The sequence below is a fragment of the Marinifilum caeruleilacunae genome (genome assembly GCF_013141825.1).
Lineage (GTDB): Bacteria > Bacteroidota > Bacteroidia > Bacteroidales > Marinifilaceae > Marinifilum > Marinifilum caeruleilacunae.
The window spans coordinates 15,823-32,518 of record NZ_RZNH01000052.1; the positions used below are offsets into that span (position 1 = coordinate 15,823).

The following is a 16,696-nucleotide window of genomic DNA, read 5'->3' on the forward strand; positions in this document are numbered from 1 at the left end:
TTTACTACTTTTGTGTTAATCTTAACAAAAAGAATGTCGATTTGAACCTGGAACTGTTTATAGCCAATAAAATTACTACTGGTGAAAAGGGCGAAAAAAAAATGTCTCGCCCAATTATTAAGATCGCCAAAGTTAGCATTTCACTTGGAATCAGCGTAATGATTTTGGCAGTTGCTATTGTAACTGGTTTCAAATCGGAAATTACCAATAAAGTAACGGGTTTTGGTTCTCACATACAGATTACCAATTACGATAACAACTCCTCTTTCGAAACACAACCAATAAGCAAGGACATTATCGACACCAGTCTGATTCAACAGATTGATGGCATTCGACACATTCAATCATTTGCTACAAAACCAGGTATTCTGAAGGCAAAATCGGAAATTCAGGGCATTGTTTTAAATGGCATTGGAAAAGATTTCGACTGGAGCTTTTTTGAGCAACACCTGGTGGATGGAGAGATTTTTGAATTGGGAGATCAGAGAAGCAATCAAATCCTGATTTCGGAGAAACTCTCAGATTTACTTCAGGTAGGCGTTGGCGATAAAATTACAGTTTACTTTATTCAGCAACCGCCACGCGAACGCAGGCTAACAATATCAGGCATTTACAATACAGGAATGGAAGAATTCGACAAGCTTTTCCTTGTTGGCGATATGCGACACATTCAGAAACTGAACGACTGGGAAGAAAACCAGGTAAGTGGTTATGAAGTTTATATCGACGATTTTAGTGAGCTATCTGAACTTACCTACCTTGTAAAACAAATCACTGCAAGTTCTTTTACCCAGGAAGGCGGAAGCATTAAAGTAAGAAGTATTGTTCGAAAATATCCGCAAATATTCAGTTGGCTCGATATGCTCAACATTAATGTTTGGATTATACTTTCACTCATGATTATTGTGGCAGGCATTAATATGATATCTGGCTTGCTGATTATCATCCTTGAAAAAACCAATATGATTGGAATATTGAAAGCTTTGGGTACATCCAATTGGTCAATCCGAAAAGTATTTCTTTACCAGGCCAGCATGATTATTGGCAAAGGAATGCTTTGGGGAAATGTAATTGGAATTGGTCTATGCCTGATTCAGCATTATTTTGAAATCATTCCACTGGATCCTACCAACTACTACGTAGACACTGTACCTGTAAATCTTAAATTAAGCCATTTATTGCTATTAAATGTTGGAAGCTTAATCGCTACAGTGTCCATGTTGTTGATTCCATCTTATCTGATCACAAAAATAAGCCCGGCAAAAGCCATTAAGTTCGATTAATTACTTCTGCCAGCTGGCCACTGCCAGGCGCTTTTTACCATCCATTTTAATCACAAGTGGCTTTTTAAACCTAACATGTTTCACCGCTCCATATTCGGCTATTAAATCTTGTTTGCCCAACAATTCATAATCTACAAGCGAGGTTTCTGAATGATGATGAACCGAACAATAACCAATATTCATTGAGGTTACATTGTGAAAAAAGTGCGATCCCGATGAAGCTTCCAAAGGATAATCGGCAAAGCTGGTTTCAACAATTAGTTTTGCTTTAGAGATATCGTTCCATTTTACTGGAATTCCAATCCATTTGTCCCTGGTACCCCATCGTCCCGGACCAATCAGCACATAATTCTTGTTTTGCAATCTCATTTTTTCGTTTACCGATGAGATAGTTGCAGCAATATCTGGTGTCATCTCTTTTTTAAACAATTCGGGAGCTACATAAATTACATCGCACACATTATCAACCAAACCATTTCCCATGCTCATTTCCGAAAGCAACATCAATTGCTTTTGGTTTACCTGCTCTAAATCTACATTGTAATCGTCTACATTCCCTATTAATGGTTTAATTTGCAGCAAATAAAAAGAGGCTCTGCCATTTTTATCCTTGCTCAAATCAACCGCAAATTCTATCTCGATAGGCGATCCCATTGCTTCTTTCACAATATCCAAAACCAATTCGATAGTCTTGGCCAATGGGATGTAATCGTATTTCAAGATATTGGCAAAATTTACAATTCTTGGTCCGTAGGCATCCAATCCAGGACTTATGGTATCGTTAACCGAATTGTAAACCGAAGCACAATGAGTCAGGTTTCCATGCACTTCTGCATCGTCTATTTCCAAACGGGTTAATCCGGCGGTTTCGCCTTCCAGCAAATCGATGTCTTTCTTCTTTAAATCAATGGCGTAAAATTCCACCTGCGAATTTTTGAACTGATCCTTTGGTGAATTGTTCTCAATGGTCGGAAAAACAGGTGAAAATCTACAGGCTTTTTCCCCATCAACTACATATTTCCCCAAACCAACTGCAATAACCGCATATCCTTCTTCAGGTTTCATATGACCGTAAGGATAGTAGTTGTATGATTGTGCCACGCCCGAAATATGAGGGTAAAAAGTATCTTCATAACGATTTCCCACCACTTCCTGAATCACAACCGCCATTTTTTCCTCTTCAAGTTTGTAATTCAAAGCCTGCACATTGGCACGCGATTCCTCAGAGAAAATCGAAGCATATACCAATTTAATGGCATCGGTTACTTGCTTTACACGCTGATTTAAATCGGGATGATTGTTGGGAACAAGATAGGTTTGGAACACTCCTGCCACGGGTTGCAATAAGGAATCTTCGAACAAACCAGAGGATCGAATGGCCAAAGGTTGGTCGAAATTCATTAGCATGACCCTGATTTTCTGCACCAGCCTAATGGTCAGGTCAGAAGCCAAAAACAGGCGCTGCACCTCTTTAAAATCGGGCAAATCTTTTGTTCTGTCCAATAGGTTATTTCTATCGATAAAGGATTCATACTCATCCACACCAATTACGGCTGTCATGGGTGCTTTAATGTTGATGTCCTTAATGTATCGGCTCAATTCAAGATTAAACAGCATGGAATTAATAAATGCCAAACCCCTTCCTTTTCCGCCCAAAGATCCTGTTGAAAGGGTAACAATATTATTCGCATTTAATACCTGGTCGGAATTAAACTCAACCACTTTCCCCTTATTCTTCTCGTTCCGATAATTCTGAATTACATTAATCAGGTAATCCCTAACATCTTCGGCCGATTTAAAATCTCCAATTTTGTATGGAGCAATCATCTTTGCAATACGAATTTCGCCTCGTGCCATCAACCATAGCGAAAAATGATTCTTATTAGCATGATATACCAGCGATTCAGCAGGAATATGATAGAGGTATTCTTCAAACTCTTTTAGCGATTTTGCCGTAGCAATTTCGTTCCCATCTGCATCTTTGTATACGAAGTCACCAAATCCGAGAAACTGGCGAATAAACAAACGAATATCGTGGCGCAAGGTTTCCGAATTCTTGTTAATGAAACTGCATTTTAGGGTAAAAGCATGGGCTGCATTGGTCACATCCGATGATTGTAAAATCACTGGCAGGTTCGGGTATTCATCTTTTATTTCCTTTACCAGCTGTATTCCGGCATCTTCTTCAAAAACACCTTCTTTCGGGAACTTCACATCCGAAATTAAACACAACAAATACTCTTTAAACTTGTGGTAAATATTCATCGCTTCCTCGTAATTCGAGGCCAATAAAATTTTCGGACGAGCTCTTAACCTTAATATTTTATATTGTGCATCGGTGCTTACATCATCAATAATCCTTTGGGTTTGTGCCAACACACTCTGGTAAAGCATTGGCATGTACCGCGAGTAATATTTGGCTGAATCTTCAACCAATAATATTACACGGGAAAGTCCAATCTTCGTATCATTGTCAACATTCACCTTATCTTCCAATGATTTAATCATGGCAAAAAATACCTGCGATTCCCCATTCCATACAAACAATTTATCAACTGTTTTGTGTTCGGTTCTTTGCTCTTCGAACAGGGCAATATCCGCATCATTATTTAGAAGAAGGAAGATGGAAATGTAAGGAAATTCGCTTTTGATTTTTTCGCTGTATTCAATGGGTGTTTTCTTATCTACTCCAACCATAAGAATAATCATATCGAAATGCTTACTGTGCAACTGTTCCATGGTTTCTTCCAAAGTAGAAACACCGGTAACACGAGGCATAGAAGTAAGGTTCAATTGCTGATATTCTCCTGAAATTTGTTCTGCAAATCGTCCTTCTCTCTCAATACAATAGGCATCGTATAGGTTCGCTACCAAAAGAATTTCTTTCACCTTAAAAGGCATTAAGTCATGATATATATCTCGATCGGCATTGTTCTTATTCAGGAAATTTTGAAGCAGTTTGCGATTGGTAACAGGCACGTATGGTCCTATTATCTCTTTTTTTTCTTCCTTTGTCTGTTGAACCTGGGTAAGAAGTTGTTTCCCGGTTTCACTATTGATATAACCAACAATGATATTGGCCAGGTTCTCAATCAAGTGTCTCTCTTCTTTCAAAAAAGGACCTTCGTCGAGGTTGGGAAATTTCTTTACGTAACAGATTTCTATTCTCCCACTTTTATTGTCAATGGTCATGAATTCCTGGGTCATGGTCCATTGCGACAAACGAAAACCTGAGCTGAGATACTCGCTCCCATCAAAAATAATTCTGGCTACGGTAAACTCCGGATATTGCCAAGCCTTTGGCAGGATAAAGCAAATTTGTTGCAAGGTGTCCTCTATGGATCTGCCTTCCTTAATAATACCTGTAGTTTGATTAATTGCAGCAAGTTCTTTGAGTCTTTCAATATTTTCTGCAATAATTCTGTTAAGACCTTGATTATTATCTGATTCTGGGTTCATAGCTTTGGGGCTTACGTAGATACAATAAAAATTAAATATTGGAATTCAATTCTTTAGCACTATTACTGGGCTCTTTTAAATTTAATGAATTTAAACGAATTCTAACAGCTTGACCTTGAACGAATTCTTTCATACCTTTAATAGAGCAAGCAGTTATCCAAAAGACTGCTGGTATGTTACACCCAAAATAAATCATGTCTAACTTAAACTTTTTGTATCATGACAACCATGTTCAAAGCCCCATCCAGTAAAGAATTTATGGATGATCTTATTAGTAGAACACCTGGTGAAATTGAATTTCATCAAGCAGTTCACGAAGTTGTAGAATCCCTGGTTCCTTTCCTGGAGGAAAATCCTAAGTACAGAACAGCAAAAATTTTAGAACGCATTTCGGAACCAGAAAGAGTCATCATTTTCAGAGTGCCATGGGTTGATGACAAGGGGGAGATCCAGGTAAACCGAGGATATCGAGTAGAAATGAACAGTGCGATTGGTCCTTATAAAGGAGGTCTGCGCTTTCATCCAACAGTAAACCTTGGTATTCTTAAATTTTTAGCTTTCGAGCAAGTATTTAAAAACAGTTTAACCACGCTGCCAATGGGTGGTGGTAAAGGAGGCTCGGATTTCGATCCTAAGCAAAAATCAGATGGTGAAGTAATGCGATTTTGCCAAAGCTTTATGACTGAACTATCGAAGCATATTGGACCAGACACCGATGTTCCTGCCGGAGATATTGGAGTTGGCGGACGCGAAATTGGTTTCATGTTCGGACAGTATAAGAGACTACGTAATGAATTTACAGGTGTTCTTACTGGTAAAGGAGCAGAATGGGGAGGAAGTTTAATTCGTCCTGAAGCAACCGGTTACGGAAATGTTTATTTCGCCGAAGAAATGCTGAATGCAAAGGGAGACAGTTTAAAAGGCAAGATTGTAACAGTATCGGGCTCAGGAAATGTAGCTCAATTTACAGTTGAAAAAGTAAATGAACTTGGTGGTAAGGTCGTTACCCTTTCCGATTCTTCCGGATTTATTTATGATCCTGATGGAATAGATGATGAAAAGCTAATGTACGTAATGCGTTTGAAAAACGTGAAACGTGGTAGAATTGAAGAGTACGCCAAAAAGTATAATGTAGGTTACTTCCCGGGAGAAAGACCTTGGGGTGTGAAATGCGATGTAGCCCTTCCAAGTGCAACTCAAAATGAAATTAACGAAGAAGAAGCTAAAATTTTAATTGAAAATGGCTGTATTTGTGTTTCGGAGGGCGCCAATATGCCATCAACACCTGAAGCTATAGAAGTATATCTGAAAAATGAAATTCTATTTGGACCAGGCAAGGCAGCAAATGCAGGCGGTGTAGCAGTTTCGGGATTGGAAATGTCGCAAAATGCAATGCGCATGAGTTGGACACGCGAAGAAGTAGACAACCATTTGAAACGCATTATGAAAGACATACATACAACTTGTATTAAGTATGGTAAAACCTCTAATGGATTTGTAAACTACGTAAATGGAGCCAACATTGGTGGATTCGTGAAAGTTGCAAATGCAATGATTGCGCAAGGAATCGTATAATTCAATAGTTACAATAAAAATAAGCTTGCTTCAGTTTTGGAGCAAGCTTTTTTATTTTACAAGATTGCTTTTCATTAGTTTTGTTAACTTTAAACACCTTAATAAAACCTATACATCATGGACCAAATCAACTCAAATCCAGCCATAAAACATGGTTGGTTACGTGCAATTTTAATCATCATTCCATTTTTTATTGTAAGCGGAATATTCCAGGCAATTGGCCTTATTTTATATGGCGCAATCACAGGAACTCTCGATCTTCAAAATTTGCAAAATGTTAATATGTCAACGGGTTTCAGGCTAACCACCCAATTTACCGGCATGTTAGGCACTTTATTAATTGTTTGGATTTTCGCCCGCTTTATCGACAAAAGAAAGTTTGTTGATTTGGGATTTTCGCTGAAAAACAGAGGTAAAGATATTTTTTACGGATTAATTGCCGGTATTGTCATGATGGGTTTGGGAACTATCATCTTACAGGTAAATGGTAACCTAACAATAGATTCCATTCACTTCGCTGCAACAAGCCTTTTGCAGTCCGTTTTCTTATTCATAATTGTATCGGTAAACGAAGAAGTGTTGGTTCGAGGATATATCCTGCCAAATTTTATGGATTCAATGAACAGGTATTTGGCCCTGGTTCTTTCATCCCTAATCTTTACAGCATTACACCTATTCAACCCAAACGTGTCATTCCTGGGCATTACAAACATATTCCTGGCAGGTATTCTTTTAGGAATTGGATACATTTTCACGAAAAACCTATGGTTCCCATTGGCCTTGCATTTTAGCTGGAACTTTTTCCAGGGACCGATTTTTGGGTTCGAGGTAAGTGGTACAGATACCGATACCTTAATTTCTCAAAGCATTACGGGCAACGAATTGCTAACCGGTGGTAAGTTTGGTTTTGAAGGTTCCTTGCTTGCCAGTTTATTGTGTACTGCAGCCATTATTCTTTTTTGGTATGTCTATAAAAAACAAGATTTCCGATTACAAAACGCCTAAAGCTATGAAATACATTCTTGTACTTTTTGCTGCTTTTTTTCTATTAGGATGTGAGAAGCAAAATGAGTCAATTCTCGATCAGTATTCTACAAAGACTATCCAGAGTATATTTGAGAAGGAAAATACCAGTGGTTGTTTTATCATTCATGATTTTAAGAACAACAAATCATTGGTTCACAATTCGGCCAGACTCGATTCTGCTTACCTACCAGCCTCTACTTTCAAAATCATCAACTCGATGATTGCTTTAGAAACAGGAGTAATAAAAGATGAAAAAGAAATTGTAAAATGGGACGGCAAAAAACGTTTTGTGGATGCCTGGAACCGTGACCATAACCTGGAAACAGGAATTAAATATTCGGTGGTTTGGATGTACCAGGAACTGGCCAGAAAAATTGGTAAAGAAAGAATGAGCCATTGGGTAAAGAAAGCAGAATATGGCAATCGGAATATTGGTGGTAAAATAGACCTGTTTTGGCTGAATGGAGACATCAGAATTACAGCCAATCAACAAATTGATTTTTTGAAAAGGCTCTATTTAAACCAACTGCCATTTGAAGCAAAAAATCAGGAAACTGTAAAGAAAATAATGATTGTTGAGCAAAACGACAGCTATACAATTAGGGCCAAAACAGGTTGGGCAGCTCGCGTCAAGAAGCAAATGGGCTGGTATGTTGGCTATCTCGAAAATGAAAGCAATGTGTACTTTTTTGCATTAAATATGGATATCAGAAATTCGGAAGAAGCAAAAAAACGAAAGGAAATCACCAATAAAATTCTAGAAACCTTAACTTTAAAAAGTTTATAATCTACTAAACCAAAACAAAGCGTAATGAAAACAATAGGGTCGAAGATACTTTTAGTAATTCTGTTATTTGCTGCTTGTAACAGTTTTGCCAATAACAATGAGCTAAACGATGAATATGCAAAGGATGTGAAGCACCTATTCGAAGTAAATGGATCAGCAAACAGTTTCAAACAATCGATCAAAACCATGATACAGCATTTTAAATCCCAGGAATCGGATGTTCCTTCAAGCTACTGGGAAAAGGCTGAGCAAGAGTTTCTAAAAACTTCTTTCGAAGATTTGTATAATATGATTGTACCAATTTACAGAAAGAATTTATCTCATGATGATGTGAAGGCGATGATTGCATTTTTTGAATCGGATGCCGGAAAAAGGATTGCTCATAAAATTCCTAATATTACTGCTGAAAGCATGCAAGCCGGTATGATTTGGGGACAGGAAATTGGCAAGAAAATTCACGAAGATATCCAGAGTAAAGGCTACAAAATCAGGCTACCATTCATGCCTTAATTTCTTTGATTTTTAGTACATAAACCTGTCATTTATCATTTTTGGTGACACGAATAATATGTACTTTTTAGGGTTACTAATTTAACCCGAAATGAGTACTAAAATCACACCCAAACAAAACTATGAACTCACCCGACAACAAATTGGCTATGTAGACCGAAGGATCGCCACTCCTGAAGACTATCGTAGAATTGGATTTAAGTCGGGTTTAGAAGTTCATCAGCAACTTGCTACTAAAGAGAAGTTGTTTTGCCATTGCCCTTGCGGCGTATTTCAAAAAAACGGAGATTATGATGCCGAAGTAATTCGCCACATGCGACCTGCCATGAGTGAACTTGGTGGATACGATGGTACAGCGCTTATGGAATTCAAAACCCGTAAGAATATTATTTACCGTATCAATAACGAAACGGCCTGTACTTACGAAGTAGATGATACTCCTCCGTTTAAAATTAATCCTGAAGCATTAGAAATTGCATTAAAAATATCCTTACTCAGCAAATTAAATGTTGTTGGTGAGGTTCATATTACACGTAAACAATACCTCGACGGAAGTATTCCAACTGGTTTTCAGCGTACAGCAATTCTTGGCGTAAATGGGCACATTCAGCTTCGCAATAAAAAGGTGAATCTGATTCAGTTGAGTATCGAGGAAGATTCGTGCAGAGAAATTGCCGATGTAGGTCACGAAAGATGGTATAAAACCGACCGATTGGGCATGCCCTTAATTGAAACCGTTACTGCTCCCGAACTTGTTACACCTGATGAATTAAGAGAAGCGGCCGAATACATTCGATTTTTAAATAGAAGTACTGGATTGGTACGAACTGGAATGGGAGCCGGAAGAGAAGATGTAAATGTAAGTTGCCGTGGTGGTTCTCGAGTAGAAATTAAAGGAGTTGCTCACAACAAATGGATCCCTGAGCTTTCGCACAACGAAGCATTTAGGCAATGGGCCTTACTTCATATCAGAAAATTATTACTGGAAAGAATAACAAAGGAAAAGTGGCAGCCAAGACATATGGAGTTAGATCCTCATGAGTTCAAATTCACTTACCTGCTATTGGTAGAATGCAAGGAGAAAAAGCATAAAATTATAGCCATCAACATCCCTGAATTTAAAGGATTCCTTTCTCATTTTACGCAACCAGAACAGGTTTTTGCCGACGAAATTTCGCAAAGATTAAAAGTAATTGCCTGTATTGAAAAACCAAACATGATTCACTCCGAGCAGGAAGATGTGCTCATTTCGGATCATGATTTTGCCACAATCCGTACTAAAATGGGTGCGAAAAATAAGGATGCACAAATCATTATATGGGGTCCTGAAGAGGACATTGAAACAGCCATTGAAACCGTAATTGAACGTTGCGAAATGATTTTTGATGGTGTTCCGAATGAAACACGAAAATCCTTTGCCGACGGTACAACCATATTCGAAAGGGTTTTACCAGGGGCCGACCGAATGTATCCTGATACAGACTCCTGCCCGATTCCCCTGTCTGATGAATATATCGAAAGGTTAGGAAAAGATTTACCTCAGGATATCTCCAAGAGAATCGAATTATTAAGCAAATGGGGCGTTCCCGAAGATGCCTTCCATTTTATTCTTAGTAAAAATATCTATCCAATTATTGACGAAATCTGTAGTCGTTTCCTATTCGATCCGAAACGAGTTGCCATTTTCTTTGGCCACACCTACAAGAATATTGTGGGAAAACAAAAGGCTCATACCGATTTCAATTACAGAAAACTGGTGGGCTTGTTCAAATTTATCCATGAGCAAGGTTTGCACATTAACATTGCAAAATACCTTCTTCCAATATTGTATCAGCATCCAAGTATGGAGTTTAATTCGATGCTTACCGCTTTAAAATTTAAGAAGAGAAGCCTGGAAGAGTTGGCCGCTCCAATCGATTTTCTTGCCGAGAAGTACCGCGATATCAGGAAAACTGATGAGCAGGATGATGCTGCTAACTGGATTATGGGGCAACTTCACAAACAAGCAATTGGAAATATTGAGTTAAGAGATTTAAGAGAAATCATCGATAAACGATTACAATAATGGAAGATCTTTTTCAAGGATATAAGGGTGATGCTCTGGAAACCCTCAAAAAATATAATGTTCGTGTATGGGGAAAAACTCATATCGTAACCACCAGAGGAGAATTTGACGGAACCATTCTTCCGCGTGCAGAAAATGATGACGATCAGCATATCGTATTAAAAATAGATACAGGTTACAACATCGGTATAAATGTAAGCACCATTAAGGAAATGAAGGAAACTGGCTACAAAAAAGCCAATTACAAAGTTCCCGAAAAAGAGTTTCCTTATACCGAAGGCCAACCAAAAGTAAAATTGTTTGGTACCGGGGGAACCATAGCTTCTCGATTGGATTATCGAACGGGTGCTGTTATTCCTGCATTTTCACCTGGTGAGTTGTATGGATCGGTTCCTGAACTGGCCGACATCTGTAATCTGACTACCGAGAAAGTTTTTGCTGTTTTTAGTGAAAATATGGGGCCACAACAATACATTTCATTGGCCATTGCCATTGGTAAAGAAATAGAGAATGGCGTGGATGGAATTATCATTGCGCACGGTACCGATACCTTGCACCATACAGCAGCAGCACTTACCTATATGGTTCAGAATTTGCCTGTTCCGGTTGTTTTGGTAGGTTCGCAACGATCATCAGACCGACCATCATCCGATGCTGCCCTGAACCTGATGCATTCGGCAATTGCCGCAGGTCATGGCGATATTGCAGAAGTAATGGTATGTATGTTTGGTCCTACCTCCGATGAATATGGATTCCTACATAGAGGAACAAGAGTACGTAAAATGCATTCGAGCTACCGTTCCACTTTTAGAACTTTGGGAGACACACCACTGGCAACAGTTACCAGGAAAGGAGTGGAAGCCATCAAGAAAAAGTACAATCATCGCCGCAAGGACAAGGATGTAAAAATATTACCTTATTTCGAGGAAAAAGTAACGATTTTGTACTACTATCCGAACATGCAACCCGATGTGGTTGATGCCTTGGTTGATTGTGGCTACAAAGGAATTATAATTGCAGGAACCGGACTCGGACACGTGAACAAACCTGTGTATCCGGCTTTAAAAAGAGCAGTAGAAAAGGGAGTTCATATTTTCATGACTGTTCAAACCCTTTGGGGATATACGCACATGTTTGTGTATGATACCGGTAGAGATTTAATGGCCATGGGTGTGGTTCCTTTAGACAATATGCTACCCGAAGCAGCTTACATTAAATTGGGTTGGGCATTGGGTCAAACCACCAATAGAAATGAGGTGATCGATTTGATGCAAACGTCAATTAATGATGAAATCACAAAACGAGAACCATATAATGGATACCTGCTTTACCAGGGAGGTGTGCCCGAAGTAGAGCAGTTTGTTAAGAATTTTAGAAAGTAACCTAAGCCCGGCCATTTGCCGGGTTTTTTAATGAATTTAGGTAAAGATTAATCTTTTTTTGACATCTCAGGGAAACTTTATTTCTATCTTTAAGTAAGATTTGAAAAAGGATGATATGAGTTTATTAGATACTACTTTTGATTTAGAAGTGTTCAAGGCGCAATTGAACGAAGAGCTTAATAAAGGTCTTCCGGGTTTCGATGCACAAAAAATAATGTCGCCATCAATTCGCGAACATGCTCTTAAAAAAAGTGATCCATCCCTGGCCAGAGACAGTAGTGTATTGTTACTTTTCTATCCAAAAAACGGCCAGTTGTACCTTCCTTTTATGAAAAGAACCACGGGAAACACAAGTCACAGTGGACAAATTAGTTTGCCAGGTGGTAAATACGAAGAGAGCGATACCAATCGAACGGTAACTGCCATTCGCGAAACCAACGAGGAGCTGGGTGTAGATTGTAAAAAGATTAAAATTCTGGGATTCTTAACCGAATTGTACATTCCGGTGAGCAATTTTATGGTTCTTCCTGTTTTGGGATATTGCAAGCAGCGTCCCGAATTTAAATTGAATCCACACGAAGTTGAAGAGGTGATTGAAATGCCTGTACAGGAACTTCTTGCCGAAAAGAATATCTCGGAATTTAGTTTTAACACAAACGGACATAAAATAAACGCCCCATACTTCGATGCCAAAGGCCACAAGGTATGGGGAGCTACTGCAATGATTTTATCTGAACTTCGTGAGTTGTTTTTACGAGCTGGCCTGATCCGTTAAGGCCATGTTTTTATAGTGTTTGTATCGATCCAGAATCTTGATAACATACCAGTAAGGTTCCTGTCCGCGACAGTATCCATATTTTACTACCGGATCATTAAAAAATTCAGGTTTCGATTTGTTTAAGAGGTAATAATCTACACTACCTTTCCACTGGTCAGGATTTTTTCCATTCTTAAGTGCCAATCTTCGGGCATCAAGAATATGTCCCAATCCAACATTATAGGAAGCCAATAGAAACTCCAGTTTATCTGTTTTATCGTCTAAGGTTTTATCCAACTTGGCTTCAAGATATTTTAAGTGCTTTACTCCTGCTTCTACATTCTCCTGTGCTGTCGAAAGTGTATCCACATCATACCTGTAAGCCGTTTCAGGCATTAACTGCATCAAACCAAAAGCGCCTACCCATGAACGAGCCTTAGGATCAAAATTCGATTCCTGGTAAACCAGGGCCGATAATAATCTCCAGTCCCAATCAATGTGCTTGGCATGTTTCTTTAACAAATCGTCGTATTCTGAAATCTTCCCACTTTTCAGGGTAAAATATTCACTTTGAAGCATCTCTTCAATTCGGCTACTTTTGAAATATCTTCTGTAAATAATTCGATATTCCTTTGTTTTCTGAAAATCTATCAGCCACATATTAATGTCCTTGGTCAATTGATCTGTCCCTTTTCGTAAAGCCCAGGCCAAATTTTGAGGTTCACTTAAGTGAGTACGAATATCGATATTCGGATAATAAGTTTGATTTACCATCGCCACATTTTCATCGGCAATCGTATAAGAAATTTCTCTGTTCGCTACTTTCGAAATTAATTCCTCTACTTCAATCTGATCAACAGGAACAATATCTATATTTTCATTTCCCGTATTTGATATTCTGTGCAAGCGTTCCTCGAAAGATGATCCTTTGGGCACGTGAATTTGCTTTCCAAACAGTTGAGATTTTTCGTTTACATATCCAATAGGGCGAATTGAATCGTTAATCTGAATCAATACCTGGCGCGACTGACTATGAGGTACAGTGAAATTGAACTTCTCCACTCTATCTCCTGTAACTGCCAAATTCATACCTAATAAATCAACATCACCACGTTCCAAAGCATCAAAAGACGATACCAGATCATTATTTACGGTCAACTCAAGTTTTACATCCAAATGTTTTGCCAGAGCTTTCAGCATTTCGTACTGAAATCCCATGGTTCTACCTTTGTATATAAAATAGTTGGTTGAATTATAATCGGTAATCACTCTTAGCTTTCCACGCAGCTTTACATGCTTCAATTCTACAACAGGTTTCTCCTGCATTTGTAACTGCACCAGCTTACGCTGCTGATTACATGTCTGCAGAAATACCATGAAAATCAAAGGTATAAGTAGCTTTATGTATTTTACTTGTGACATAAAATTCTCCCTTCCTAATATTAAATTAGAAATAAACAGGTCTCGAACCAAGAATTATTTGACTTAGGTTCTTGCTTATTTTTAAGAATTCTTAATTGTAAAAAGTCCAAATTAATCCGTATTTCAACATCGACGGATTGATTGGATAATGAAGTGCTGAAAAATAGTTTTTACTACCAATAGAAGCGTTCGCGTGCTCATACATGATAAATAAACGTGTTCTTTTAATTCTAAAGTTAAAGTACACATTCACCTTAGGATAATCCCCCAGTTCCTTTTCGTTTTGTAAATAGAACTGTCCTGTAGCAGGCATATAGTTTGGTGCGTAAAAACCAGTATTATAGTGTATCGACACACCGGTTTGAAGTCCTAATGCGCCATTAAAAAATTCATTTTTATAATAGTTATTACTATAGATTGATAAAGTTGGAAGTGGCAAAATGTTTTCATCCGAACTATTTTGACCAACTAAGCTTTGGTTTAGATAAAAGTTACCTAGCTTGAAATTTTTCTGCAAATATCCGGTGATAACAGAAATTCCACTACTGGCCTGTTCAGGTGTTGCCTGCAAACCAAAATAAGTGTAATTATCTATCTGACTGAAACTTGCACCAATTTTAAACCTATATTTTTTATTAAAATATTCACCACCAACACGTAATTCCGTTTTCTTATCGAGATTTAAATCCCATTGCTGATGGTTTCCGTAATACTTCTCCAGAATAAAATCAGGAGTAGTCGATTCCAATCTTCCGGAAAGCTTAAAGCCATGTCCTGCATCTTTTTCACCAATCCATTTTGTCAATTGATAATCCAGTTCAAAGTCATTTTGGCGATACCCTTCAAAAGTGTATTTACCAACTGCTTTCCAATTTAAAGATTTTCCAGATAAACTAAATAAGCTGGCAACAAGTTCGTTGTTGTGGATGTTTTCATCTTTTTGCTGCCATGCATATTGAGAGACATTTCTTCTAAGGTTATATTTTAGAAATTCGCTTTCGATACCAAACCTGGCTCCTAAACGAATCCATTTATTTTCATTTTCATTAAAAACAACCTGAAAAGTATTTCTAATAGCTGATTGCTTTACCTTATCGAAGGTAGAGTTTGTGTTTAAAAGAAAGTCGGTATAAAAATCTGAATTCAAATTATCATCTTTGTATTGCCAACTATTATTCTCATAATTCAAGGTATATAATAAATCAATCGCGTAAGAGTAAGTGGTATCTTCCTCTACAACGATCTCCTTTTCCTTACCAATACCATACGAGTGGTTCATGAACAAATTAAAATTTGTCAATTTCGATCTCGCATTAGTAAGATTTACTTGTATATTTTCGGCTTCTTCATCGGTATCAGTAATCAATGAATCTCTAAAAACCCCGCCATTCTCTTCGGCACTCATACGATTCATATTAAGAACCATATTCATACCATAGTTTGTTCTTTTATAACTTGAGAAAATGGTAAAATCGTAAAGTTTTGTTTTCTGATTCTGATATTGGCCATCACTCGAAATCAAATCGTAATTGATTCCTACATTCCAATCAGGCGTAATATTTTGAGTTTGTAGAACTCTTAGTAAATTTTCTGATTGACCTTTAGGACCACCTGTCTCATAAAATAGTCGGGTATAAGGAGTGGTGGTATTAAAGTAAACGATATCCTCAGGCTTTACCATATAAGCGCGGTAAGGCTTAAAGAAAAGAAATCCTTCATCATTTACTCTATCCGTATAGATATTGCTTTGATATGCTGATCCAAGATTACCCAGGTATGAATTTGAGATGCTTCTACGATATATGGGATTGTAATTTTGAATTTCTCCTAAGATGGTATCCAGTTTGAATGGTTCCACTGCCGAATTCATATCAGTCAGCTTCCAGGTTTTAATTACCGATTCAACATCATATCCAAGACTATCCAACATTCCAGAATCATCCTTCTTTTGTTGTTCTGTCATCGGTCTACCATCTGGTCCAATGCTAACTCCAGTTAAATCTCTTTGTGCAAAAGAAATCACTGAAAATCCAAATACAAGAGCTAATATTATGAAATATTGTTTCATAGCGTACAAAGATATACAAACTGTAGCGAACTTAAACAGAATGATTGAAAATATAGGTTAAAAAACCTTAAGCACTAGTTAATGAATCTAAATTCCGGATTAGTGAATATGAAATTGAATCCTAAAATGAAATGGTGTGGCAGTTATTGATTAGTAAAAATCCGGGAATATAAAAAAAGGATAGTAAATCATAAGACTTACTATCCTTTAAAGCTTGGCGTCGACCTACTCTCCCACATCTCTGCAGTACCATCGGCGCTAACGGGCTTAACTTCTCTGTTCGGAATGGGAAGAGGTGGAACCCCGATGCTATAAACACCTAAAATCGTTGTTGACTATCTAGTCAAACTAATATCATAGAC

The 16,696-nt window shown here is 37.9% G+C and carries 11 protein-coding genes and 1 rRNA gene; 8 read left to right on the top strand and 4 right to left on the bottom strand.

Annotated features, from left to right (window positions below; genetic code table 11):
• Nucleotides 1–41: 41 nt before the first annotated feature.
• A complete protein-coding gene (locus ELS83_RS20190; RefSeq protein ID WP_171597361.1) occupies nt 42–1,283 on the top strand; it encodes an ABC transporter permease in 1,242 nt (413 codons plus the stop codon).
• Here ELS83_RS20190 and ELS83_RS20195 read toward each other — a convergent pair whose 3' ends face one another.
• Nucleotides 1,284–4,742, bottom strand: a complete 3,459-nt coding sequence (locus tag ELS83_RS20195; RefSeq protein WP_171597362.1) for a PEP/pyruvate-binding domain-containing protein — start codon at nt 4,740–4,742, stop codon at nt 1,284–1,286.
• A 219-nt stretch (nt 4,743–4,961) separates the two neighbouring features.
• On the opposite strand from ELS83_RS20195, the gene gdhA reads away from it, so the two are divergent.
• The 7 genes from gdhA (at nt 4,962) to ELS83_RS20230 (ending at nt 12,862) form a co-directional block, all read left to right on the top strand.
• Nucleotides 4,962–6,317 (top strand): NADP-specific glutamate dehydrogenase, encoded by a 1,356-nt coding sequence (gene gdhA / locus ELS83_RS20200; RefSeq protein WP_216616716.1) that lies wholly within the window; start codon nt 4,962–4,964, stop codon nt 6,315–6,317.
• A 117-nt stretch (nt 6,318–6,434) separates the two neighbouring features.
• Nucleotides 6,435–7,322 (top strand): CPBP family intramembrane glutamic endopeptidase, encoded by an 888-nt coding sequence (locus ELS83_RS20205; protein ID WP_171597363.1) that lies wholly within the window; start codon nt 6,435–6,437, stop codon nt 7,320–7,322.
• A 4-nt stretch (nt 7,323–7,326) separates the two neighbouring features.
• Nucleotides 7,327–8,130 (top strand): class D beta-lactamase, encoded by an 804-nt coding sequence (blaOXA, locus tag ELS83_RS20210; protein ID WP_216616718.1) that lies wholly within the window; start codon nt 7,327–7,329, stop codon nt 8,128–8,130.
• Nucleotides 8,131–8,154: 24 nt separating this feature from the next.
• Nucleotides 8,155–8,640: a DUF2059 domain-containing protein gene (locus tag ELS83_RS20215; protein WP_171597365.1), complete on the top strand. Its 486-nt coding sequence runs from the start codon at nt 8,155–8,157 to the stop codon at nt 8,638–8,640.
• 91 nt (nt 8,641–8,731) lie between these two features.
• The gene (gatE, locus tag ELS83_RS20220) at nt 8,732–10,705 is read left to right on the top strand and encodes a Glu-tRNA(Gln) amidotransferase subunit GatE (RefSeq protein WP_171597366.1); all 1,974 of its coding nucleotides are present in this window, start codon (nt 8,732–8,734) and stop codon (nt 10,703–10,705) included.
• Entirely contained in the window at nt 10,705–12,087 is a 1,383-nt protein-coding gene (gene gatD / locus ELS83_RS20225) for a Glu-tRNA(Gln) amidotransferase subunit GatD (protein WP_171597367.1), read from the top strand. Before gatE ends, gatD begins: the two co-directional genes overlap by 1 nt.
• A gap of 115 nt (nt 12,088–12,202) precedes the next feature.
• Entirely contained in the window at nt 12,203–12,862 is a 660-nt protein-coding gene (locus ELS83_RS20230) for an NUDIX hydrolase (protein ID WP_171597368.1), read from the top strand.
• Here the strand turns inward: ELS83_RS20230 and ELS83_RS20235 are convergent.
• From ELS83_RS20235 to rrf, 3 genes are all read right to left on the bottom strand, one after another.
• Entirely contained in the window at nt 12,839–14,221 is a 1,383-nt protein-coding gene (locus tag ELS83_RS20235; protein WP_171597369.1) for an MltF family protein, read from the bottom strand. The two genes, ELS83_RS20230 and ELS83_RS20235, sit on opposite strands and share 24 nt — an antisense overlap.
• A 136-nt stretch (nt 14,222–14,357) precedes the next feature.
• Nucleotides 14,358–16,334: a putative porin gene (locus ELS83_RS20240; protein ID WP_171597370.1), complete on the bottom strand. Its 1,977-nt coding sequence runs from the start codon at nt 16,332–16,334 to the stop codon at nt 14,358–14,360.
• 212 nt (nt 16,335–16,546) lie between these two features.
• A 5S ribosomal RNA gene (gene rrf, locus ELS83_RS20245) occupies nt 16,547–16,657 on the bottom strand.
• Nucleotides 16,658–16,696 lie beyond the last annotated feature (39 nt).